Below are 24,461 nucleotides of genomic sequence, written 5' to 3'. Positions count from 1 at the left end.
AAAGAACTAACATGAAACTATACTTTTATAATTTATTCTCCAATATTTGAGCTTATTCATAGAAACTGATTTAGTCACAACATTCATTCCATTTCCTCGCCAAGCAACTTCTGGGTCTGTTGTAAAAACAGCACATTCTAATTGCTCTAACTTAATATTCCAATATTCACTAAATCTGCTTTTCAAAGTGATGACTTGCTCAAATACTTTATTCCTGTGCTTGTTTCGTCTTTTTCTTTCTGTCGCTCCTGTCGCTTCTGTATCAATAAATTTGGTTTCTACTATCAATATTTGACCTAATGAAGTCAGATAAACAAAATCACATTTACCCAAATCTGTATAGTCGGCAATTGGGGACTTTTCAAATAACAATAATTCAGAGCATAAAGGAAATATCTGTTTGATATTCAAAAACAAATAAGCTTGCAACAAAAGTTCATTATCATAAGGAAAACTCACAACACCCTCAAAAAATCTTTTAATCTCTTCCTGAGATTGGGGTTGAATTTTTTTACAATATGCAACGAAATGATTAACCTCATCTGCTGTCATGCAATTTTTGCTCTCTCCCCTGATTAACACATAGATTAACTGAATCAAAATATACCATTTAAAGATTAGGGTGTTAATCCGCAGAACTAGGGAAAAAACGTTGAAATCATCAGTTAGCCAAGGAAAACTACTTAGTTTATTATGTCAAAAATTGCGTGAACAATAAGAAAATTACGTAAACAGTTGCATACACTCAAGTTCCATGCTGACTCTGGAGTCATACTGAGTACTCAGTATGACATCTTGCACCGGGTAAAAGAAATTTAAGAAGACCACAGAGTAAGAACACAGAACCCAGAATGCATCTCCATAAATGAATAGAGTACAAACTGCTGGAGTACCGTTCGTGGAACTGCGTTAAACACCAGTAAGGGATTGTGGATAAGCAGAAAATCCGGCGTTTTGAAGAGCGTGAACAGTTGTTCTAGCATCTTGCACCCAATATCGTCGTCCAAAACGGACAAGTTGACGGGAAGTTCCGGCTTGTACAATTGCGATGACTGGAACTTTTGCTTTTTCTGGTGATTGTCCTTGTAAAATTGTTCTGAGACAATGTTGTTCTTCGAGAGTGGTTGCTTGTTGAAGATTGAGTTCTACTATCACCAATTGCATTGTTTCCACTAGTTGTACATCTTCAACAATCAATTGATTTTGGTCTTCACGTCGCTCTACTTTCCCCCAAAGAATTAACGGAGAATCAATTTTGATTATAGAATTAATCCGCTCGTAATTTTTAGGAAATACAACTGCTTCTAATTGTGTCTTGAAATCTTCTATTTGCAAAATAGCCATTTGCTCATTACTTTTTTTTGTCATCACTTTCTTAACTCCATTAAGCATGACAACTACACAAACACTACTTTCTTCTTTCTGCTCGTTCAGTTGTGAAAGGTTTATCGGAGAGAGAACACGTGCTGATTTAGAAATAGCTTTGAGGGGATGATCTGAAACATAAAATCCAAAAAGTTCCTTTTCCATTTGCAACTTTTTCTCTGGAGGAAAATCAGGAACTGGTTGAGCTTTGGGGGCGACTTCAAAGCTATTTAAGTTTTTATGATTCGTAGCAGCAGTCGAAAATGCACCACCTAACAAATCAAAGAGATTTCCTTGTCCAATCGCTCTGTCTCTAGCACGAGATTGTGCCCATTCGTATACGAGTTCCAAATCGTGAAGTAACTGGTTGCGATTGGAGTCAATTTTGTCAAAGGCTCCACAAGAAATCAGCGCTTCTAAAGTACGCCTGTTAACAGCACGCAAATCCACGCGATCGCAAAAATCAGCTAAAGACTTAAACTCTCCTTTTTCCTCTCTCGCTTCCAAAATACAGGCTATTGCATTCTGTCCTAAATTACGAACAGCGGACAATCCAAACAAAATGTTGCCACCTGACGGTGTAAAATCTACTCCAGAGCGATTGATATCTGGCGGCTCTACATGAATATTCATACTTGTGCAGCTGGAAACATATTTCTGCACCTTGTCTGTATCATCGCTGTTAGCTGTCAACAGCGCCGCCATGTATTCCAATGGATAATTCGCTTTTAAATACGCAGTTTGATATGTGACATAACCATATGCTGTTGAATGAGATTTATTGAAACAATTAGAAGCTACTAAGCCATCTCTAATAACAAAATTATGGTCGCGCTCTACCCCAATATCGTAGACATTTTGCGTACTGATTGATTGTCTGGCAATAATTTTAACCATGTTCTCAGCCCCCAAAAGCGATAAAATCCAAGAAAAAGCCGGCAATATCTATCTGACTGGAATAAATATTTAGTAGATCACAAAGTTATCTGTTTAGGTAGGGTGTAGGGTGTAGGGTGTAGGGTGTGGGGATAGACTTTGATTGGAAAATGGATTCAAAGTTATTTCGAGTGAGAAAGGTGAATTTGTAATGAGAAAAAAAGCTTTTTTTACCTAATTAGCCTTTAATCCCCTTTTTCGCACCCTCGCAAACATTTGTGCAATTCTCTTAACCTCTCACGGGTACTTTGCGGGCAACATGAACAGCAGAAAGAAACTCCAGTTGTACGCTATCTCCAAATTTTTCTAGCTTCTTCCGCAATCCTGCAAATAGTAACTCCTTCGCTTGTGGCTCTAGTCTCCGAAGGGTACTCAAAAGCTTGAGGTAGTCATCAATGCTATAGGTAACTTCACACGCAGTTTGCTCGACAACCAACTCTTTAAAACAATTGGAGTCTAAAATCTCTTGTCCTAACCCCCTCAAAATCTCCGCTTGAATCTCCGCACCTTCATATCGAACAAGGGAGGGCGCATAAGCTTGATACACTTCCTCGATCACTTGGTAAACTTCGTATTTCGGTTCTGGAGTCAGATTCCATAGCAGAATAAGAAAACCGTCATCGCACATTGCCGATGCTGCCTTGGTATATCTAATCTCTGGCGGTATCCAGTGAAAGGCATTGGCAGATAGAACAGCATTGAACTGTTTTGCTTCTAGTTCCCACTCCTCAAATGAAGTATTGTAAATTGTAACTTTTGGATATCGATCACAGTTGTGTTGTGCCAAATGACAAAAATCCTGGTTTGGCTCAATACACGTCATTGAAAAACCAAATTGAGCAAAAGCCACCGTCGCATTTCCTGGACCACAACCAACCTCAAGAATCGATGCATCTGAGGAAAGTTGGGCTAAAGCGACAGACCGATCAATTAGTTCCTTTGGATAGTGCGGTCTTGCATTGTAATAAACATCAGCAACGGGAGAATACCAAGTCCTTCGCTGTTCTAAATCTATAGAAGCTCTGGCATTTATTTCTTGTCTAAAGTCTTGCATAAGCTAGTTTTGTCAGCTTTTGAGTCCAATTTCATTTTAGAACCAGCAAGGGATCTGTCAAAAATTTTATGAAGGTTATTTGAGTATTTTAACTGATTGACAAAAGGCACTTTATATTAAAATCTCCCGAATGGGAGCGTGTAGATAGTTCACTCCAAGCTGCTTGAGTCAGATGTTTCCGTAGGGAAAGCAGGAGAGTGAAGCGATCGCCAAAAACCTGGTATTTGTTACAAAGACTGAGTTTTCGTGAGTTCAACGCTAAAGTTACCGGGTTTTTTAAAACCTTAAAATATAGCAACCGCCAATCAAGTGGGCAGAAGTCGTCAAAGTGTACTAAAATCAAGGACTTGAGTCGTAATAGGGAGCAATCATGGCGTCCATCCGCGAGTTGCATACACAGTTAATTAAAAAAGAACGCTCTGCCGTTGAAATTACTCAAGAAGCTCTAGATCGGATTCAAGCATTAGAGCCAAAATTGCACAGTTTTTTATGCGTGACTGCCGAGAGGGCACTAGAGCAAGCGCAGCAAGTGGATGCTAAAATCGCAGCTGGGGAAGAAATTGGCATATTAACAGGGATTCCGATTGGGATCAAAGATAATATGTGTACTAAGGGAATTCCCACCACTTGCGCCTCTCGAATTCTCGAAAATTTTGTACCGCCTTATGAATCAACTGTCACTCAAAAATTGGCAGATGTTGGTGCGGTGATGGTAGGTAAAACCAATTTGGATGAGTTTGCAATGGGAGGTTCTACAGAAAACTCTGCCTTCAAACTCACGGCTAATCCTTGGGATTTGTCACGAGTTCCAGGCGGTTCTTCTGGTGGTTCTGCATCAGCAGTCGCAGCCGGAGAATGTGTTGTCTCTCTGGGTTCTGATACTGGTGGTTCGATTAGACAACCAGCTTCTTTTTGTGGTGTTGTGGGAATCAAGCCAACTTATGGACTTGTTTCTCGTTATGGTTTGGTGGCTTTCGCTTCTTCTTTGGATCAAATTGGACCATTTGCACGCACAGTAGAAGATGCAGCGATATTATTGCAGGCGATCGCCGGTTACGATCCCAAAGACTCCACCAGCCTAAAAGTCGAAATTCCTGACTACACTGCTAACTTAAAACCAGAACTTCCGAAAGGAAAGCTCAAAATTGGTGTTATTAAAGAAACTTTTGGTGAAGGTTTAGATCCACAAGTCGAAGAATCTGTCAACAAGGCAATTCAACAATTAAAAGAATTAGGAGCCGAAATTCAAGAAATCTCTTGTCCTCGGTTCCGCTATGGCTTATCGAGCTATTATGTTATTGCTCCATCTGAAGCATCGGCAAACCTAGCTCGCTATGATGGTGTTAAGTATGGCTACCGCGCTCCTGATGCAGATAATTTGATATCAATGTACACTCGCACTCGTGCTGCGGGTTTTGGTGCAGAAGTGAAACGCCGAATTATGATTGGAACTTACACCCTTTCGGCTGGTTATTACGATGCTTATTATCTTAAGGCTCAAAAAATTCGCACCTTGATTAAGGAAGACTTTGAAAAAGCTTTTGAAAAAGTTGATGTTTTAGTTTGTCCGACAGTTCCCACTACCGCATTTAAATCAGGGGAGAAAACCTCTGATCCTTTGAGTATGTACTTACTTGACTTGATGACTATTCCCGCCAATCTTGCTGGTTTACCAGGTTTAAGCGTCCCATGTGGTTTTGATCACGATGGGTTACCAATTGGTTTACAGCTTATTAGTAATGTTTTGCGAGAAGACCAACTGTTTCAAGTCGCTTATGCTTATGAGCAATCAACGACTTGGAAAGAGCGATCGCCGCAACTATAGTCATGTGTCATATGTCATCATGTATATAGAACTAAACTATAAGTACTCATGACTATTGACTATTAGCTGTTTCTGGAGTGATTGTCACTTGCTTAACACTATCAATACTTCCTAATGGTGTTGGTTGCTTCTTATTAGTAGAAATCAATACAGCGCCAGCATTTCCAGAACGAATGATCAACTCTTTTTTTGCTGTCCAGGTTTTTTTATCCCCTTTGTTTAACTCCCCTTCAAATTCAGTTTTGCCATCTACCTTCACTCGTAGCCATGATTTGTCTTGAAGCTCAAGAGTGACTTCAACAGGAGGAGAAGTCTTCTGTGCTGTCGGAGATGGAGTTGGGCTTGGACTTGGAGTTGTTGCTTGTGGGGATAAAGCCTTGGTTGTCGCTAAACTGACAGGTACACTCGGTTTTGGTTTGGAGGATGATGCTGATGATACTAATGATGCAGTCTTAGATGCAGATTCCGTTTTTTGTTTGGAAGCAACTGGTGACGATTTTCTTTGACTAGCAGACTCAACTGACGGTTGTTGATTGAGAATATAATACAATCCAAAGCAAGCAGCACCTAATAACAGGACGTAGGGTACAGCAAGAGGTACGTATATACTTGGTTTTTCATGTAACACCTGATGATCTTTATTTGATTCTTGAGGAGTCAAACAAATATCTGCAACAGTTTTTGCTAAAGCAGCACCATCTAGTCCCATCGCATCTCCATAGTGACGGATAAACCCTTGGACATAAATAGGCTCGGGCAATTCTTCAAATCGTCCTTCTTCTATAGCTTTTAAAATAGGAGGTCGAATATGTGTGTAAGCTGCAAGTTCTTCTAGACGTATCGCTTTTTCCTCTCGTACTTGGCGTAGATGTGCAACTATTTCCATTAATTGCTCTTCTTGAGCCTTATTTAACAGCTTCACTATCTTCTCCTTGTTTATTGTTAATATTTGATTATTCAATCACAAACTACTGAAGTTTATGTACAAAATTTTACTTAATTGACTGATATTATTTTAAATCATTTTTGATAACTGATTCATTGCTTTGTCTTGATAGAGTGACTTTGTTAGCCTAAGAATATTGTATTTATAAATACTTACATGAGAACAAACAAGCTGCAACATCCAGTGCAATTAGTATTCCCATTCTTAATTTATGTAGGAGCCGTTGTAGCAATTATCTATTTTGCTGTATGTATATTTCTTTTTTTCCAGCAAACACGATTCATCTTTTTTCCCTCTTCCATTATTAAGACGACACCAGAGTTTTTGAACTTAGCTTATAAGGATGTTTGGTTGCCTGTTTCAGCGAGAGCAGGTAAAGTGGAACACATTCATGGTTGGTGGATACAGGCAAACCAACCAAATGCTAAAGTTTTGCTGTACCTACACGGTAATGCTATTAACATCGGTGCAAATGTCGTTCACGCACATCGGTTTTATCAACTAGGGTTTTCAGTGTTATTGATTGATTATCGTGGTTATGGTCGTAGCAAAGGTCGTTTTCCCAGTGAATCGCGGGTTTATCAAGATGCGGCTACAGCTTGGGACTACCTAGTTTATCAGAAACAGATTTCACCCAGCCAAATTTTTATTTACGGACATTCGCTAGGAGGTGCGATCGCGATTGATTTAGCTCTCAAAAACCCAAACGCTGCTGGCTTAATTGTAGAAAGCTCTTTTACTTCGCTCCAGAAAGTCACTGCTCACAGGAACAATTACTGGATGTTTCCAGTCAATCTGATCTTGACACAGCGCTTTGATTCGATTGGGAAGGTGCCAAATTTAAAAATACCAGTTTTATTTATTCACGGTACGGATGATGTTGTAATACCTGCTTTCATGAGCCAAGACTTGTATGCTGCTGCTCCTGAACCAAAAACATTGGTTCTCGTCCCTGGTGCAGGACATAGTAATGTGGCAGAAGTTGCTCCTTCTATATATCTACAAGCAGTGCGCTCTTTTGTCTTTCCTAAAGAATTGATGACAGATTCTGGTTCCTGAACGCCAGATACTGTACTTCAGGAGCCAGTACTGGTTCCTCCTGAGTACTTTCAAAGGTCAACACTTAAGATTAGCAAATATAAAAAAAATGAAGTGACTTTTCATACGAGTCTTTTCACAAAGAATTCGTGAAATGATTTGTATAATCTCTACCATTTGAAAAATGGGGTTGTTTTGTTATGCCAATATTGAGGTCTTCAAATTTCTTTTCTTTTGGGTATCAAACTCATTGAGAAAAACAATATTATCCAGTGAGCAATTTTGATCGATTTTTCTGAAATCCCGGAAAAATCACTCAGTAACAATCCGGAAAAGTCAACACACTTTAGTAGATAGAGATTATACAGGTGGAACTTTCTTTTGTTTAATTGCCGCCAGAGGCTCTCTACAATGACTACTACATCATATTTGTTAAAAAACCTCGAAAATCCAACTATTGAAATTTCTCAAGATGAATTGCGGATTCTTTTAGATGCAATCGAAGCTGAACTGCATCAGAGTAAAGTCTATTGTCGTGCTCTAGCAATCTTGCAAAAGTTACTAGGTTCTTCAACTGAGCAAGCTAATGTGTTGTTTAAAGCAGTAGGTAGAGAAGCAATTCGTTTAGCATTTCGCCAATTTGTACAGCAGTATCATAAAGTTAAAGAAAATCAGCCACAAGAAGATAGCACGAGTGAAATCTCAACTCCTGAAAAGACAAGTTCTACCAATCATTCAGTGCATAATTTATCACAAACTTTAACAAATGTTGTTGAGGAAAAAATAACTCTTGAGACTGATGAAAATGCTCACTTGCCATCAACATCTCAAGTAGAAAGTCATACAGCCAATGATTCTGCAAAAGCCAAACAAAAGCGTCCCAAAACAAAAAAATCCATTGGGTGGCTTAGTCCTGGGAGAAAACGGAGACAAGCAGAAGAAGCTAAGCAAATGGCGGTACAACAGCGCGTGGAAACTCTGCGTCAAATCGGTCAACAACTAAGACAGGTTCGTGAATCCCAAGGTCTTTCTTTGAGTCAACTTCACGTTTATACTCACGTACCTCTTCATCATATGGAAGCACTAGAGAAGGGTGATTGGGAGTTATTGCCAGAGGATGTCTATGTTCGTGGTTTTATCCGTGTTATGGGTAATGCTCTTGGATTAAATGGTACGAATTTAGTTGCTTCCTTGCCCGCACCAGAGCCGGTCAAAGCAATTTTACCTTATAAGTATGAGCATAAAAGCAATTTTGGACTGGGAATAGCATTGCATCCGGTGCATTTTTATTTAGGCTATGCAGCTCTTGTTGCTGGTTCAGTAGGAGGATTGTCAATCATGGCATCTCAACAAGCAAATGCAAACAAACAAATCAATAAAGATGCAGCAACTCCACCTTCTTCATCATTCACTCATTCATTACACGAAACAAAACCAATTTCTAAACCAGGGCTATCTAGTAGTACTAGTGTCACTGTTGGATCTGATATTGCTCCACCTGAGGTTCTTTAAAAGACATAACTGATAATTGTGAAGCCTCTTCCAAAAGTCTATATTGAGTCATGAAAACTACAGATGAGCACAGATAAATACAGATAATTCATCTGTGTTCATCTCTTAAAAAGTCTGTGATGATGGATAATATATAATATCTAACTCACGTAGGGGAACTTAGATTGTCTAACATCAGACATCTTGTTTAAGAGCTATGAGGTAAAAATTTGAGATTTGTTACATTCTAATACCTGAAATCCGGAAAAATCTGAAAACTGGACGTATATTGATTACTATTAATAAAAGACAGTAAGACAAAGACAGCAATAGTATTGTAAGCAACCCCCGGATTCAATCCGGGGGCTTCAGCAAAAACCTCGGTTTAGTTGAAGCCTAGCTTACCCGACTCAGCACTTCGGTGCTACGTTATCCGTAAGTGTTAAAGTTCTCACTCCGGGATACGTGACGCCAGTCCCGGACTCTGAAACCGAGCGATTAAACAGACGTAAAGGTTTAAAGTCAGTGTCGCTTGGAAGTGCCGACGGATAACAAAGTCCAGGCTCACATTACCCCGAAAGGGAGGCACAACCCGTGCAAAACCATTATGCGTACAGAGTTGCAAAATATCAGCTTGTAACTGCCCAAGCGCTCATTAGAACGCAAAACTACCCGGTTCTGTTGCAACTCCAAGGCGGTAATGGAGTTTTGACAGCAAATAAATTTGCTCGTGTCGCAGTTCCTCCGTGGTCTAAAGACACACGGTTTCCCTGCTCCCGGAGTTTTTTAGATGATTTGCTGCCTAAATCCTGAATGTTCTCATCCCCTAAATTCACAAGGAACAAATTTTTGTGGAAATTGCGGATCTGAGCTGATTTCGTTACTTAGGGGTCGTTACCGCATCATCAAACCATTAGGGGGTGGTGGGTTTGCTCGTACCTACCTTGCAGAGGATGCAGATAAGCTAGATGAAAAATGTGTTGTCAAGCAACTAGCACCACAAGTTCAAGGGAGCTGGTCACGTCAAAAGGCGATAGAGTTATTTCAGCAAGAAGCAAAACGTCTACAACATTTAGGTGAACATCCTCAAATTCCCACCCTATATGCCTATTTTAAGGAAGGTCATTATCTGTATTTGGTGCAGCAGTTTATCGAAGGAAACGATCTGCTTGAGGAATTAAGACAGGAAGATGTCTTTGATGAGGCAAAAATTCTTGAATTTTTGCAAGATTTATTACCTGTGCTGGTAATGATACATCAGCAACAGGTGATTCACCGAGATATTAAGCCAGAAAATATCGTTCGCCGTGAAAGTGATGGTAAAATAGTACTCCTTGATTTTGGAGTGTCAAAGCAAAAGACTGGAACAGCACATGTGAAACCAGGAACGAGTATTGGTTCATTTGGTTATGCGCCTTATGAGCAAATGTACTCAGGTGAAGCTTATCCTGCGAGTGATCTTTATAGCTTGGGAGCAACGACTTTTCATCTGTTGACTGGTGTTTCGCCTTGGGAGATATGGATGAAACAGGGTTATAGCTGGACGTCTATCTGGCGACAGTATTTAACACAACCAATCAGTGAGGGATTAGGGCTGATTCTTGATAAGTTGCTGCAAGAGGACTATAAACTGCGTTATCAGACAGCAGAGGCTGTTTTACAAGATTTGTCTTCTGACTTGTCACCACAACAGTTTATATCACTGCATACAATACTCTCGCCTCTTCAACCAGAAAAACTAACGCTAGAAATTCCACAGCAAGCACCCCAATCTCCAGCAGAGTTCTCAACAGACAAATTATTGCCTTGGGCAGTTATGGCTGGTTCAGGGAGTTCGTTTGTTGCGATCGCCCTTCTAACTTCTGTCGGAACTGTTTGGATTAGTTCTAGTTTATGGCTGTTCATTTTCGTAGGATTTATCTTTACCCAGCCCTATTCAATTTTTGAAAAGACTTATTTGTTTATCGTTGCCGGAATCACAACATTATTTATTGTATTTATCTATAAGAATTTTTACATTGTTAATTTTCTCAAACCAGGGATCAATGGATTACTGGTTTTAATCTTGCTAGTCATTCTTGCAGGATTACTAACATTTAGTCTCTTAACTCTTTCCAAAATATTGAATAGATTTATCTCAAAATACTTCTGAATTTTTATTAGATAATTTTTTGGGGTGAGGTCATTTTCTATGAAAAAAAATACAGAAAATATTCGGCTCTTTATTTCTTTAGGGCTGGCAGGATTACTCATAGCAACTCTTTTATGGTTATTAGGTAAAGTGATTCACCCAGAAAAGAAGTTTTCTGGACAACTTCAACCAAATAGTGCTTCAATTTCTCCATCTTATATAAATTCACCTTTAAAAAACAGAATGAGTTTGGGTGAGAAAATCTTTATTAGAGAAGGAAGACCTCCGGAGAAAGAAGCTGGAAGCAAGGCATTTGAAGCTGGTGATTTTAGCACTGCTATCAGTAAATTCCAATTATCCTTACAAACTCAGCGTAATGATCCTGAGACATTAATTTATTTAAATAATGCCAAAATTGGTCAATCAAAATCTCTCAAAGTTGCTGTCATTGTCTCGATTGGCGTTTCCTTAAATGAAGCAGAAGAGACTTTACGCGGAGTGGCTCAAGCTCAAGAGGAAGTGAATAACAGTGGAGGAATTAATGGGCTTCCATTACAACTTCAAATTGTGAGTATTGATAATTTTGATATGCTCAAACAGCTAAATACCGAATTGATTAATGACCGCAGTATTGTAGCTGTTGTAGGGTTTAGCCGCCAGCCATCAATTTATAATAAGCGTGGTTTGGTTATGGTTTCACCAGTCAATCCCAGAAAGCCATCTAACCTGACAAAATACGTTTTTTATGCAACTCCAAGTTCTGATGTTTTTAGTGATGCGATCGCTCGCCATATCGTTCAACAAGCTCACCTCACCAACATCGCTGTTTGCAGTGATTCTACATTTACAATCAATCAGGAAAAAATAAGTCCGCTGATTGTACAACAATACACTGATTCCATTAAAAAATATGGAGGTAAAGTCACCAGCACAGTTTGTGATTTGGGCGCTCCGGATTTTCAGCCGAGTGCTTTTCTTAGTCAAGCTATCAGCGATGGAGCAGAAGGTTTACTACTCATTTCTAGAACAGACAAACTGAACTCAGCTATTGAAGTAGCACGAGAAAATAAAGGTAGACTACCGCTGTTTGGATTCCAAGGGCTGTACACAGAAAGAACTTTAAAATATGGACAAGCAGATGTCAAAGGAATGATGCTGCCTGTATCTTGGCATTATGATGCTGTTGCAAGCAAATCTTTTGCTCAGAAAGCTGCTCAGCTTTGGGGCGGAGGAGTGAGTCCGCGAACTGCGACAACATATGATGCACTTCAAACAATTATCGCTGGCTTGAAAGCGGGCAACACTCGTGAGAAATTACAAAAAGCTCTCTCCAACCCAAATTTTTCAGCTTTAGGAGCAACAGGAAAGATTCAGTTTTCGCAAACAGGCGATCGCAAGGGTGGAGTTTTTCTTGTCAAAGTCGAGCCTTGCAATCCAAACGAGTCTTGCGATTCTAAAACTGGTTACCGTTTTAGACTTGTGCGGTAGAGAGAATTTTAGAAAAAAATCACCTAGAATGTCCATCGTGATTTTGACTGATAAACCAGAAGATTTCCAAAACAATTTTATGCATGACTAAATTTAGCTGGTAATCATCTGGAATATTAAGCAGCTACCAGATTGTTTAGCTGCAATTCACACTGTTGAAAGACATAATTAACGACAGCAAAAAGTTTATCTAGCTCATAAATTGTGTAAGGAGCTATATTTCTAGTAAATAGATTTGCTTCCAATTTACCGAATTGCCATACACCTCCATTAGATACAATTCCAAATATAGTTATTTTAAATTCGTCATTAAGCCGCTGTGCTGCTATCATTTCTGCAAGACATTGCGCCCAAGCTGTTTCAAAGTTATCTTGCTTGGCTTCTACTAAGATAAAGTATGGTTGATCAAAAACAACTTTTCCTAAGGGAGAACGTTTAGCCAAAATATATTCAGGAAATCCTGATAGTTTTTCGTCATAGTTTAGAGAATAGTGACTCCACAAAATAAACTTGCTGCTATATCTCTTCCAAACTTGTTTTAAAACAGGGAATATCAAGTTTTCACATACAGCAAATTCAGAGCAGTCAACGGCTCCTTCCCGCATCGTAAATTCTAAGTCTTCCCGGAAGTAGTCAGGGATATTAAATTCTACTTCGCCTACGAAATTAGCTTCGGTGTAGATAACTTGAAATGCTTTGAGAACATCACCAATAGTTTTATAGCTACTAAAAGCCATATTTACCTCCTGAGATTTTTTCAGAAATCAAATCGGATTTTTATATACAGCAGAATCATTCGTCAGGAGTCAGAAGCGGAGCAAGGAAAGCTTTGTCTCCGGTCAGAAGTAAAAAGTGTATTCTGTTTGAGTCATAAATCACTTGTGTGTGAAAAATTAGAAACCGGGTTTGGTGGACTTCAGCAATTTATGCGCTGCGCGCAGGCACTTTCACACAATTCATATAGGATTGCTATATCAGATAGTTTATTTTTTAATCTTTTTTCATCCCAAATAAGCTACATTTTCCTGTATCAACGAGTTCAACAGTGTCCACAGTTGTAAATCAGTGAAATCTGGAATTGTCAGAAACGCTCCAAGTGACTCAAGAGCTTTTGGTTCCTGAGTTGTTGCCACGCCGATGGTGCGAATACCAGCACCAATAGCAGAACGAATTCCAGAGGGAGAATCTTCTAACGCTATTGCTTGCTCTGCTGTGATTCCTAACCTGTTTAAAGAAACTTGGTAAGGTGCAGGATCTGGTTTAGCGGCTATCTCATTTTCTGGTATCACAACTGTATGAAAGACTTCTTCGATTTCCAAGACTTGTAGCACGAATTGGACATTTAATCTAGGAGCATTCGTTACCAAAGCACGTTTAAGTTGATGTGCATTTGTCCATGCTATGAGTTCTGAAAAGCCGTCTAAGGGTTTAAGAATAGTTTTGGCTTTTTCGCGGAAAAGAGCCTCTTTTTCCTCTGCAAACTTTGCACCTTCTTCTGGTGATAATTGTGGCAGGAGGTCTTCTACTATTTGTGGATTCGTTCGCCCGCTAATGTGGGATTTATAAAATGTCTCATCAATGTCCATGTCGTAGCCTATCAGCATTTCTCGCCAAGCCTGGTAGTGTATGGGGTCAGTGTTGGCGATCGTTCCATCTAGGTCAAAGAGAATTGCAGCTAGCATGGTATTTAAGGTGTAAACTCTTGTAAAGTTTCTTTACAGATTTTACATTGTTTTGTTCTAGTTTGTCATTCTGTCTGCATTGCTAGAAAGAGGAAATTATAATTGAGCCTTCAAATGACAACCTATGGTAGCTAAGAAGAGTTAGGGCAGATCGGTAACTCTGTCCCTACTCATTTTTTTTGAGTTTGTGTGAAAATTTTCTGTATATTCTGTATATTCCGATGTCAACCGCCAAAAATTCTTTTCGCATTGATGCTCTACAGGTGCAGATTTTTAACTCTGAAGTTGAACTGGCGCAGGATGTAGCGGGAATTGTACAAAAACATTTACAGCACACTCTTGAGCATAAGGATGCTGTAGCCGTATTGCTAGCGACAGGCAACTCCCAAATGAAATTTCTTGATGCTTTGATAGCATTAAATGGTGTAGATTGGTCGCGGATTACCTGCTTTCATCTTGATGAATATTTGGGCATTTCTGCCGATAATTTGGCTAGTTTTCGGCGCTATCTGCACGAACGCGTTGAAAAGCGGGTTAAACCTAAGGAATTTCACTATATCGAAGGTGATGCTATGCAACCTTTAACGGAGTGCGATCGCTACACCAAACTCCTGCAAGCACAACCCATTGATTTATGCTGTCTTGGTGTTGGTGAAAATGGACACTTGGCTTTTAATGATCCAGCGGTAGCAGATTTTAACGACCCCTATACATTGAAACTTGTGAAACTGGATACTGTGAATCGTCAGCAACAAGTCAACACAGGGTATTTTCCAAATTTGGAAAGTGTACCGCAATATGCTTTTACTGTTACCATCCCAATGATTTGTTCGGCAAAAAAAATCATTTGTCTTGCACCAGGAAAACGTAAGGCGAAGATTGTAAAACGGATGTTGGAGAGCGATATTACTACAGATTGTCCGGCTTCTATTCTCCGCACACAGCAGCAAGCGACGTTATTTTTGGATGTAGATTCTGCGAGTTTAATAAAGAGTGAACAAGGATGAAGAAGAACTATTTTCTCCTTGGACGCACCTCGAAAGCCAAATCAGCACGGTAAAAACACACATCAAACTCCACAAAGAAATTCATCTGCCCCAGTATCAGAGGTGCTTCTGTGGATTTTGTCCAAGCAAACACCAGTAAGACGGGTGAGAATTCAGTAACTGTTGCTGATACCACCAAACCACGAGCTTCCAGACGAGCCAAGTTTCCGCTTAGCTGAACTGGGACTGTTTGCTCTTCCCAGACTGCTCCAAGTTGCAGACCGATTTCATAAGGCAATACATTCACGCTTGCACCTGTGTCTAGCAACGCCATATCTTCTATAGAGCGGTTTTTGTAGGTTAGCGTTATCGGCAGATAAGGCATGCTGCTAGAAATACCGAGGCTGTTGCTTTGCTCGATGAAAGGAAATCGCTTGCCGTTAAGCATCGTCTTCTTGCCTTGTTGCCACTAAAAGGTCTGACAACGTTTTGGCGGCTTCATACGCTTCGTGAGGAGACCATACAACTGCTTCAGTGGATGCTAATTGCTTTAGAAGTAAGTTTTCCTGCTCTTGATTATCGGTTGACTCAAGATTGCAACCTTCTTCTCTGGCTACCTCCAGCAAGAGGAAATGAATAAGGCGCAATTTATCTTGATGTGATAACTGACTGACAACACCGAGCAGTTCGTTGAGAGGCATATCGCTCTTGCAGAAGGTTTGAAGGATACTTCCAGCTTAAAGCATTGAGCAACAACCCGGATCAGATTTAACTTCAACAGACTCCTCTTAGAGTAGTTCTACGCTACAACAATCGATAGTAAATGACTGTTGTGTGTAGTGAACCATCTGCACTTTTCGCATAATTGGGAATTTCGCCTACTTTAATATATCCAATCTTTGTATACAGCTTCTCGGACACGTCCCCTAGGCGAGTATCCAAGACTAACGTCGTTCGCCCGATGATTCGTGCTTCAGATTCGACGGCTTCCATTAAAGAATAACCGATACCTCGGCGACGATAAGCTGTATGCACCATCAGTTTTGTCACTTCAGCTCGATGTAATCCATTTGCTCGCGTGCATAAATCCAGTTGAACAGTTCCTACAACAGTTAGTCCGTATCGTGCTACCAGAAGTAGGCGAGATTTGTTTTTGAGTGCATCAAAAACTTCTAACCAGTACTGTGAAGCTGTATGGGAATTCAAAGGCGGTAGAAAACCAACAGATGCGCCACTGTTAACAACATTTTGTAACAGACTTACTAACTCTGGTAGAAATCCTTTGGCTTGGGCTTCACTAAAACATTCGATCTGATACATGGACTAATGTATTCATCCTCTGTGCTGGGTTGCGGCTCAACGGCTAAGGTAAATTTTCTCAGATCTTGCATCTGAGTTAAAAGAGAATTCACGTAATTCAGCAATTGTGCGATCGCTTGAGAAAATTTTATTTTTCTCATTATCTCATTAATGGAGTAAACCAAATCTTTCTAAAAGTGCAATTCCTGACTTACGGGCTTCGCGATGAGAAAGTCCTTTTAACACTCCAAAGTATTCCAAATTTTCTTCTGGAGTCAGTCGCCAGTAGACGTTACGATTTCCTTCCAGCACTGCACCCATCTTTTGTAATGCTGCTGGGTTACGATGGGGATCACTTCCAGCAATTCTGATGGAACCAGCATCTGGTTGAATTAATCCTGCCATCATTTTAATACTTGTTGTCTTGCCTGCTCCATTCGGACCAAGAAACGCCAAAACTTCACCAGGGAAAATACTTAAGGAAACGTTTTTGACTGCTTCCACAATTTGGTTGCTTTGGCGGTATGTTTTCTTGAGGTTGTAGGCTTCAAGTGCTTTCATAAGGAAAATACAGTAGTAGCGACTATATTAACAAGGTGACGGATTTACTATGAAAGATATTGTAGCCATAAAACTGTCTAAGGAAACCAAAAAGTGACAACTGACGCAAAGATTAAAATTGAAGCAATAGATAATCATTCTCCATACCTAGCAACAGTCAGAAAACTGTGGCGAGCGAACTCAAAAACACTTGGTAACTTGCCTAAAGGAGCATTTGAGGAACGAGCAGCACATCGTCAAATCCTTGTAGCGCTTGATTCTGAAGCTGGCTGCATTGGTTACTTGTTGTATCGACGTTCGTATGACTGGATCGCTATCACTCATCTGTGTATTGATCCTTCATGTCGGGGTAAAGGAGTAGCCAAACAACTTGTCGATCGCCTCAAACAAATAACAACATCTTTTCGCGGAATTAAGCTAAGTTGTCGTCGGGATTATAACCTACAAGGAATGTGGTCGAGCTTTGGCTTTATTGCTTGCGAGGATTTAGAAGGTAGAAGTAAAAAGAAGAAAACAATTTTAACTCGTTGGGTTTTGGAACACAATCCTCTTCCTCTATTTTCTAGAATCATTGAGCAGCAACTTGAGTCCAAATTATGTGTGATGATTGCTCCTGATATTTTCTTTGACTTATATAAAGACGAAAATCTTGAGACTGAAGAACCAATTTTTTTACTAGCTGACTGGGTACAAACTGAGTTAACGTTGTGCATCAATGACGAAATTTTAAATCAGATTAACAAAATTGAAAATATTCATGAGAGAAACAGCTTGCGTAGCTTTGCAGAAACTTTTACCTGCTTACCTTGTGACAATCAAAAAATGGAAAAAAACCAGATGATTTTACAAGAATTTTTCAAAAAATACCAAGTTGTGTTTAATGAATCTAAGTTACGTTATGTTGCTAGGGCTATTACATCAGATTCTCATTTATTCTTGACAAAAGATGAGGAATTACTAGACTTAGCAAATCGAATCCATGAAAGCTTTAGATTATCAGTTATTCATCCTGACGAACTCATAAATCAGCTAGACGAACTTCGGCACAAACCGGACTATCAACCTATACGTCTTTCTGGCACATGCTTAGAGCAGACACAAGTCAAAATTGGGGAGGAAGACTTTTTAGCAAACTACTTTCAAAACTCTCAAAACAATGAAGAGAAAACTGACTTTCGGCAACATTTAAGGCGGTTTTTAGCAGAATCAGAGAAGTTTGAATGTGTTGTTGTGAGAGAAGGAGTCAATCAACCTCTTGCTTTAATTGTATATGGAAGGCGGAAAAAAGATGAGCTAGAAATTTTAATGCTTCGAGTTGGAAATAACAAACTTTCTTCTACTCTTGCACATCACTTGATTTTTAAGTCTATATGTCTTTCTGCGAGAGAACAGCGACAATTTACAAGAATCACTGATCCCTACCTAGAGGAAGCTGTGCTCACAGCTATTCAAGAAGATGCTTTTGTGCAAGTTATAAACGGATGGTTGAAGGCAAACTTACCAGTTGTTAAAACTTCCTCTGAATTGTTTGAATATCTTACTAATTTAGTCTCGATTCATGGAGATGAATATAATTTCCTTATGGTTATTGCTAAAAATCTTAAGGAAAAGATAGTTAGAGATTCTCAAGCTTTAGTAGATATTGAACGCTTCCTTTTTCCTGCAAAAATAAATGATTCCGAAATTCCTACATTTATTATTCCTATTCAACCGATATGGGCAAAAGATTTATTTGATGAATATTTAGCCAATCAAATGCTTCCTTTCCCTGAATTTGGAGCTAAGCCTGAATTAGCATTTAATCGTGAAGCTGTCTACTATCGCTCCGTTAAAAATTCAAGGGGGTTGAATGCTCCTTGTCGAATTCTCTGGTATGTGAGTGAAACTCAAGGTGAGAGAAAAGGTAAAGGATTTTACGATGTTGGTTATGTTCGTGCTTGTTCTTATGTAGATGAAGTCATTATTGGTAAACCTAAAGAACTTTACCGACGTTTTCAAAGATTAGGAGTTTATAAACTAAGTCATGTCGAGAATATACCAACAGATAAAAATGGTGATATCATGGCAATTCGATTTAGTGATACGGAATTATTTCATCATCCTGTCTCTTTACAAGAACTTCATCGGATTTTAGAACAAGATAAACTCTTACTTGCTTGCCCTTATAAACTCCCAGAAAATTATTTTATGAAAGTGTATAATTTAGGTATTAGATGAATTAAACTATAAAAAATATTTCATGTCATGTAACATACTTCTCCTTTCAATAAAACCTCAATATGCCCAGAAAATTTTTGAAGAACGAACAAAGCAAGTAGAACTACGTCGAGTTAGGACTCGGTTGAAGAAAGGCGATATTGTCTTTGTTTATGTATCATCTCCTACAAAAACTTTTTTAGGTTTTTTTGAAGTAGATTTTGTGCTTGAAAAAGAAGCTACTACTGATGAACTCAAACATTTTTGGAAGGAAGTGAAAGACCATGCTGGCATCAATTATCAAGATTTTTATAAATATTATGAAGGAGCATCAGTTGCAGTCGGAATTTTTTTAAGAAATGTCAAAAAGTTTGAAAATCCGATTGAGTTATATCGTTTACAGGAGAAACTATCTTATTTGCGCCCACCTCAAAGCTATCGCTATCTTAATGAAAGCGAATATACAACTATTATGACTCTAGGCGGGGAAAATCCAGCAGCTATAACAAACAAGTTAAAGTAAGTCTTCAGATGGGTGCTCATTCCTATTATCTTCCAATACTTATATGAGTAAAACTAAATTCAATAGCGATAAAAAAGTTCTTATTTCAGAGAAGAAGCACGAATTTCTCAGGTTATTTGCAGAATTTATCAGTTCTTACCCTTATACTCCTGCTGGATTGCGTCATCAAAAGGCTTACCATGAGCAGCGTGAGAAAGGAAGAGAGAATTTTAAAGCGATCGCCTCAGACTATGAGTCTGGAGAAAATATAGCCGACGTAATTGTTCTGCAACAGCTTCTCCCTTACGCACCAACAACTAACAACACTCAAAAAAACGTTTGGATACATCATGCTCTAGCGATAGATAAAGACATTAATAAATGGTTTGAAGATGCTCTTTGGACAAAATCAGAAGACTGGTCGAATATAGCTCAAGCCATTTTTCATTTCGTCCGTCACTGTCATCAAAATCCTACTCAGTTGCGAGAAGCTTGTCAAGATTTCTCAAAATTACCTTATACCAAAAATTTCCAAATAGGAATGCTCACACCTATCCTGAATGCACTGCGACCGGATGACTTTTTACTCATTACGAACACATCACGACAGGTTATCAATTACTTTACAGGGAAGTCTTATAGCCAGAAGGTAACACAGTATCCAGCTATTAACGCAACTGGACAAAAAATCATTCAAGAATTGGCTCTTGATATGCGTCAGCCTGGTGTTCCATCTATGCGAGACGATGACTTATTTGATATGTTTTGTCATTGGCTGGTTGCTGTGAAAAAGTATGACTTTGCTGGTAAAGAAACTCTCCAAATTGATGAGGTGAGCGAAGTTTTATTTGATAATGAAGAAATAGAATTGCAACCAGAATATTCCCTCAATCAATGTGCATTGGATACTGGAATTGAAGAGGAAACACTTGTAAACTGGTTAAAGGCAATAGAGCGTAAAAAGCAGGCAATCTTTTACGGACCTCCAGGCACAGGTAAAACATATATTGCCAAAAAACTGGCTAAATATCTGACTGGTGGTAGTGATGGTTTTGTGGATCTTGTCCAGTTCCACCCCGCTTATACTTATGAAGACTTTGTACAAGGTATTCGCCCACAACGGATAGATGGAGAACTTGATTATCCACTGGTTAATGGACGGTTTCTTGATTTTTGTTACAAGGCATGCTCTCGTCAGCATATTTGCGTACTGATTATAGATGAAATCAATCGTGCCAATGTTGCCCGTGTTTTTGGTGAGTTGATGTATTTGTTGGAGTATCGCGACGAAAAAATGCCTTTGGCTGCAGGTGAGGTGTTCAGTATTCCCGCCAATGTACGAATTATCGGTACGATGAACACAGCAGATCGCTCAATTGCACTCGTCGATCATGCTTTGCGCCGCCGCTTTGCGTTTATTCCTGTGTACCCAAACTATGAGATTCTCCGCCGCTATCACTTAGATACAACTTTTCCAGTCCAAAAGCTGATTCAAACGCTGATGACGTTGAATCAAGCAATTGGTAACCCTCACAACGAAGTGGGTATTAGCTTCTTCTTGCGAGCCGATTTAGCTGAGCAGATTGAGAATATTTGGCAACTAGAGATTGAGCCGTATTTGGAAGAATATTTCTTTGATCAACCCAGTAAAGTGGATCAGTTTCGCTGGAACGAAGTCAACAAGCAAATTTATCCATGAGTGTAACATCACCACAAATCATAGAGTTAACTGAATATGTTCCCAAGTTGTTGGGGCGATTGCGACTTCCTGATGCAGTCGGAGAAATGTTGTGGCGTGACTACGATACTCAGGTGAGTGTGGACTTTCCTTCTCCAAAAACAGGCGATCGCTGGCGACTAACTCCTCAAGGATGGGTAGGTCACATTCTCTTAACTCCTGATTTTCACATTGCCCTGCGCCCCAAAGTCAAGCTAGGTAATATTCTGCGAATGCTGGAATATGCCTATGATCTCAAAAGTTTTCGCTTTTTGTCAGGACTAGTTGATTGTCAAACGCTCTTAGAATTTTATGAACGCCTAGCTGATATTTTAGCTCGTCGCATTCTCAACCGAAGTCGCCAGGGTTTCTACTGCGCCTATATCCCCAAGACAGAACATTTGCCTTATGTTCGGGGACGTATTGATGTACGGCTCCTGGTCACTCGACCGTGGGATACTAAAATCCAGTGCCATTACGAAGAACATACTACAGACGTTGAAGAAAATCAAATTCTGGCTTGGACGCTTTGGTGTATTGCCCGTAGCGGTTTGTGTACAGAATCCGTAATGCCAACGGTACGCCGCGCATATCATCTACTACAGGGATTGGTGACATTGCAACCATGCAATTCCAGAATTTGTGTAGGACGACAGTACAACCGCCTGAATGAGGATTATCGTCCCCTACATGCGCTTTGCCGCTTCTTTTTGGAACAGACTGCACCTAGTCATGAAACAGGTATAAACGCGACGTTACCTTTTTTGGTTAATATGTCGCAACTCTACGAACACTTTGTGGCAGAGTGGCTGAAAGCGCATCGGGAAACAGCACTGCTCACACAAGCGTTAGATATCCAGTCCCAAGAAAGAGTCTATTTAGATCAGAGTAAGGCATTATACTTTGACATTGACTTGGTACTTTATGATCTGGCAACGGGGATGGTGAGGTATGTGTTAGATACCAAGTACAAAGCGGCTTCTAAGCCAGCAACTGCTGATATTAATCAGATGGTTGCTTATGCAGAGGCAAAAGGGTGTCAGGAGGCAATTCTCATTTATCCAATGCCCTTGGCAGAACCGTTGAATATCAAAATTGGTCGCATCCGGATTCGCAGTTTGACTTTTTCTCTTGCAGGAGATTTAGAACAAGCGGGTTATCGTTTTTTGCAAGATTTACTGGAAACTGATTGCGAGAGGTCTAATAAATAGCCCTCATGAACTGCGTACACTCCTGAGAATGAAAATTAGAGTAGGACTTACGCACTCGCGACGAAAAATAAGGCTTTGCGATTGCTTCCCTCCGGTCGCAATGACTCCAATTGCGTTATTTTTGCGTAAGTCCTGTAGAGGTCAGGAGACAGAACTCAGAAGCACAGACGTGGCTCCGCTCCTGAGTTCTTGACTTTGATAAGAATTTTGAGCAATTCATTTTTAGTATTTTTACGTAAAAAAATATCTATTATTTACACTATATTATACAATAAAAAACTTAGTAACTTTTAAATTAGGTAAATTCCTATACACTTTTGATCGACACGACTATGAAAAAAATTAGCAGACGTGAAGCACTGAGAATTGCAGCACTTGCAGGAGGTTCTATTTTGCTTCCCGTAGGACTTCAAAATCGCGGTTCCGCTCAGAGCGTCAATGAACAAGTTAAACCATTTACACTTGCCTTCCGTACACCACCAGTATTAAGTCCTGTACGCAGCGATTCAACAACTGATTACTACCAAATCAGTATACAGAAGGCTCAAGTAGAGATTCTACCTGGGCTAAAAACGGAGGTTTGGGGGTATGACAGTATATTTCCCGGTCCCACTATCAAACAACGTAAAAATCGACAATCGATTGTACGGTTTATTAATAAACTTGATTCACATACATTAGTCCACCTACATGGAATGGCATCTCTACCTCAGTATGATGGCTACGCTGAGGATAAGATTCCTACCGAACACTACAAGGATTACACTTATCCCAACACCAACGCTGCGACTTTGTGGTACCACGACCATACTGTCGGTAAAACTTCGTTAAATATTTATATGGGACTGGCTGGGATGTACATAGTTCAAGATGATGATGAACTTAATTTGCCACTCCCCAAAGGAAATTACGATATCCCTGTGATCATTCAGGATAAACAATTCGCGTCTGATGGCTCACTCATTTTTAATAACCAAACTCAGATACGTCTTATGGGCGATGTGATTACAGTCAATGGTGTACCTTGGCCGCGTATGGAGGTGGCTAACCGCAAATACCGCTTCCGGGTGTTAAACGCGTCCATTTCCCGCTCTTACAAACTTGGTTTAAATACAGGTGATGACTTGACTGTGATTGGTACTGATGCGGGGTTGATGTCTGCACCAGTCAATACAAAAGATATGCGCATTGCAACGGGTGAGCGCTATGAATTGATTATCGATTTTTCTAAATATCCTATCGGCACTCAAGTCGTACTGCAAAATCTTGGACTCCCCAATAACGATAATTTCAGCAACACAGATAAAATTATGCGCTTTGATGTGGTGCGTTCTGAAACAGATGACAGCCTTATTCCCAGCACACTACGCAATATTGATTTTATTCCAGAATCATCAGCTGTACGAACTCGTGACTTCACAGTAGCGCGCAATAGTAGTGGGATGTGGGTGATCAATGGCAAGGGCTGGGACCAAAATCGAGTCGATGCAAATCCTCAACTCGAAGATGTGGAAATATGGACATTTCGCAACAACACAAATCGCTCGTTTCATCCAATGCACGTTCACCTGATCGATGCTCAAATACTTGACCGTAATAGTCAGTCCCCTTTTGCCTATGAGCGTGGCTTGAAGGACGTCTTCTACGTTGGTGAAAACGAGACAGTAAGGGTGATTGGAAAGTTTAGACCTCACACAGGTAAATATATGTACCATTGCCACAATATCGTTCACGAAGACCACGATATGATGGGTCAGTTTCAAGTGGGGGAAGGAGGGATAGATCCGTTGTCATCTCCAGCACAGCCACTCCCAGCACCAGCGTTTTAGAGAATTGCTATGATTTCTCTTAACTTTCCAGCAACATAATCTTTTGTTGTATTTTATGCAATTATGTGATATATAAAAAATATCCTTATAAATCAATTTTTTTTGAAATATGTGAGTATACTGTTTAACAACGTTGCTACCTGTACATCATCAGGAAGTAAGTCAACATGACCCATTTACTAATTATCAGTGGTAGCGATTACA

General features: G+C 39.7%; 21 protein-coding genes. 11 read left to right on the top strand and 10 right to left on the bottom strand.

The features are described from left to right. Positions 1-6 precede the first annotated feature (6 nt). The 3 genes from DP117_RS04120 to DP117_RS04110 form a co-directional block, all read right to left on the bottom strand. Positions 7-552, bottom strand: a complete 546-nt coding sequence (locus tag DP117_RS04120) for a hypothetical protein (protein ID WP_169217062.1) — start codon at positions 550-552, stop codon at positions 7-9. Positions 553-909: 357 nt separating this feature from the next. Beyond that, positions 910-2,262, bottom strand: coding sequence for an OB-fold nucleic acid binding domain-containing protein (locus DP117_RS04115; protein ID WP_169217061.1), 1,353 nt, complete (start codon positions 2,260-2,262; stop codon positions 910-912). Positions 2,263-2,530: 268 nt separating this feature from the next. Beyond that, a complete protein-coding gene (locus DP117_RS04110; protein ID WP_169217060.1) occupies positions 2,531-3,355 on the bottom strand; it encodes a class I SAM-dependent methyltransferase in 825 nt (274 codons plus the stop codon). A 370-nt stretch (positions 3,356-3,725) separates the two neighbouring features. On the opposite strand from DP117_RS04110, the gene gatA reads away from it, so the two are divergent. Further along, positions 3,726-5,180, top strand: a complete 1,455-nt coding sequence (gene gatA, locus DP117_RS04105; RefSeq protein ID WP_169217059.1) for an Asp-tRNA(Asn)/Glu-tRNA(Gln) amidotransferase subunit GatA — start codon at positions 3,726-3,728, stop codon at positions 5,178-5,180. A gap of 52 nt (positions 5,181-5,232) precedes the next feature. Here the strand turns inward: gatA and DP117_RS04100 are convergent, their stop codons facing one another. Beyond that, on the bottom strand, positions 5,233-6,102 hold the full coding sequence (locus tag DP117_RS04100; protein WP_339381358.1) for a RodZ domain-containing protein: 870 nt from the start codon (positions 6,100-6,102) through the stop codon (positions 5,233-5,235). A gap of 180 nt (positions 6,103-6,282) precedes the next feature. Between DP117_RS04100 and DP117_RS04095 the strand changes: the two genes are divergently transcribed. From DP117_RS04095 to DP117_RS04080, 4 genes are all read left to right on the top strand, one after another. Beyond that, positions 6,283-7,185 (top strand): alpha/beta fold hydrolase, encoded by a 903-nt coding sequence (locus DP117_RS04095; RefSeq protein ID WP_169217058.1) that lies wholly within the window; start codon positions 6,283-6,285, stop codon positions 7,183-7,185. Positions 7,186-7,575: 390 nt separating this feature from the next. Then, a complete protein-coding gene (locus DP117_RS04090; protein WP_169217057.1) occupies positions 7,576-8,676 on the top strand; it encodes a helix-turn-helix domain-containing protein in 1,101 nt (366 codons plus the stop codon). 769 nt (positions 8,677-9,445) lie between these two features. Beyond that, a complete protein-coding gene (locus tag DP117_RS37180) occupies positions 9,446-10,807 on the top strand; it encodes a serine/threonine-protein kinase (RefSeq protein WP_169217056.1) in 1,362 nt (453 codons plus the stop codon). Positions 10,808-10,846: 39 nt separating this feature from the next. Continuing rightward, positions 10,847-12,274 carry an ABC transporter substrate-binding protein gene (locus DP117_RS04080; protein WP_169217055.1) on the top strand — a complete coding sequence of 476 codons (1,428 nt, stop codon included), beginning with the start codon at positions 10,847-10,849 and terminating at the stop codon, positions 12,272-12,274. Positions 12,275-12,390: 116 nt separating this feature from the next. On the opposite strand, the gene DP117_RS04075 is transcribed toward DP117_RS04080, so the two are convergent. After that, positions 12,391-13,011 (bottom strand): hypothetical protein, encoded by a 621-nt coding sequence (locus DP117_RS04075; protein WP_169217054.1) that lies wholly within the window; start codon positions 13,009-13,011, stop codon positions 12,391-12,393. Between the two features lie 264 nt (positions 13,012-13,275). After that, a complete protein-coding gene (locus DP117_RS04070; protein WP_169217053.1) occupies positions 13,276-13,956 on the bottom strand; it encodes an HAD-IA family hydrolase in 681 nt (226 codons plus the stop codon). A 221-nt stretch (positions 13,957-14,177) separates the two neighbouring features. Between DP117_RS04070 and DP117_RS04065 the strand changes: the two genes are divergently transcribed. Next, positions 14,178-14,963, top strand: coding sequence for a glucosamine-6-phosphate deaminase (locus DP117_RS04065; protein WP_169217052.1), 786 nt, complete (start codon positions 14,178-14,180; stop codon positions 14,961-14,963). Between the two features lie 7 nt (positions 14,964-14,970). Here the strand turns inward: DP117_RS04065 and DP117_RS04060 are convergent, their stop codons facing one another. The 4 genes from DP117_RS04060 to DP117_RS04045 all read right to left on the bottom strand — a co-directional run bounded on the left by DP117_RS04060 (position 14,971) and on the right by DP117_RS04045 (position 16,802). Next, a complete protein-coding gene (locus DP117_RS04060; protein ID WP_169217051.1) occupies positions 14,971-15,390 on the bottom strand; it encodes a retroviral-like aspartic protease in 420 nt (139 codons plus the stop codon). After that, on the bottom strand, positions 15,383-15,643 hold the full coding sequence (locus DP117_RS04055) for a hypothetical protein (protein ID WP_169217050.1): 261 nt from the start codon (positions 15,641-15,643) through the stop codon (positions 15,383-15,385). The genes DP117_RS04060 and DP117_RS04055 overlap by 8 nt, the downstream gene beginning before the upstream one ends. A 103-nt stretch (positions 15,644-15,746) precedes the next feature. Next, on the bottom strand, positions 15,747-16,262 hold the full coding sequence (locus tag DP117_RS04050) for a GNAT family N-acetyltransferase (protein ID WP_169217049.1): 516 nt from the start codon (positions 16,260-16,262) through the stop codon (positions 15,747-15,749). A gap of 147 nt (positions 16,263-16,409) precedes the next feature. Continuing rightward, positions 16,410-16,802 carry an ABC transporter ATP-binding protein gene (locus tag DP117_RS04045; protein WP_248277519.1) on the bottom strand — a complete coding sequence of 131 codons (393 nt, stop codon included), beginning with the start codon at positions 16,800-16,802 and terminating at the stop codon, positions 16,410-16,412. 93 nt (positions 16,803-16,895) lie between these two features. On the opposite strand from DP117_RS04045, the gene DP117_RS04040 reads away from it, so the two are divergent. The 5 genes from DP117_RS04040 (at position 16,896) to DP117_RS04020 (ending at position 24,257) form a co-directional block, all read left to right on the top strand. Next, positions 16,896-19,019: a GNAT family N-acetyltransferase gene (locus DP117_RS04040; protein WP_169217048.1), complete on the top strand. Its 2,124-nt coding sequence runs from the start codon at positions 16,896-16,898 to the stop codon at positions 19,017-19,019. 124 nt (positions 19,020-19,143) lie between these two features. Beyond that, complete coding sequence (locus DP117_RS04035; protein WP_248277518.1) at positions 19,144-19,521, top strand: hypothetical protein; 378 nt, start codon at positions 19,144-19,146, stop codon at positions 19,519-19,521. A gap of 43 nt (positions 19,522-19,564) precedes the next feature. Then, positions 19,565-21,199 carry an AAA family ATPase gene (locus DP117_RS04030; RefSeq protein ID WP_169217046.1) on the top strand — a complete coding sequence of 545 codons (1,635 nt, stop codon included), beginning with the start codon at positions 19,565-19,567 and terminating at the stop codon, positions 21,197-21,199. Beyond that, positions 21,196-22,428 (top strand): restriction endonuclease, encoded by a 1,233-nt coding sequence (locus DP117_RS04025; RefSeq protein ID WP_169217045.1) that lies wholly within the window; start codon positions 21,196-21,198, stop codon positions 22,426-22,428. Before DP117_RS04030 ends, DP117_RS04025 begins: the two co-directional genes overlap by 4 nt. 332 nt (positions 22,429-22,760) lie before the next feature. After that, entirely contained in the window at positions 22,761-24,257 is a 1,497-nt protein-coding gene (locus tag DP117_RS04020; RefSeq protein WP_169217044.1) for a multicopper oxidase family protein, read from the top strand. Positions 24,258-24,461 lie beyond the last annotated feature (204 nt).

The organism is Brasilonema sp. UFV-L1 (assembly GCF_012912105.1).
GTDB lineage: Bacteria > Cyanobacteriota > Cyanobacteriia > Cyanobacteriales > Nostocaceae > Brasilonema.
This window is presented reverse-complemented; position numbering and strand designations above follow the sequence as displayed.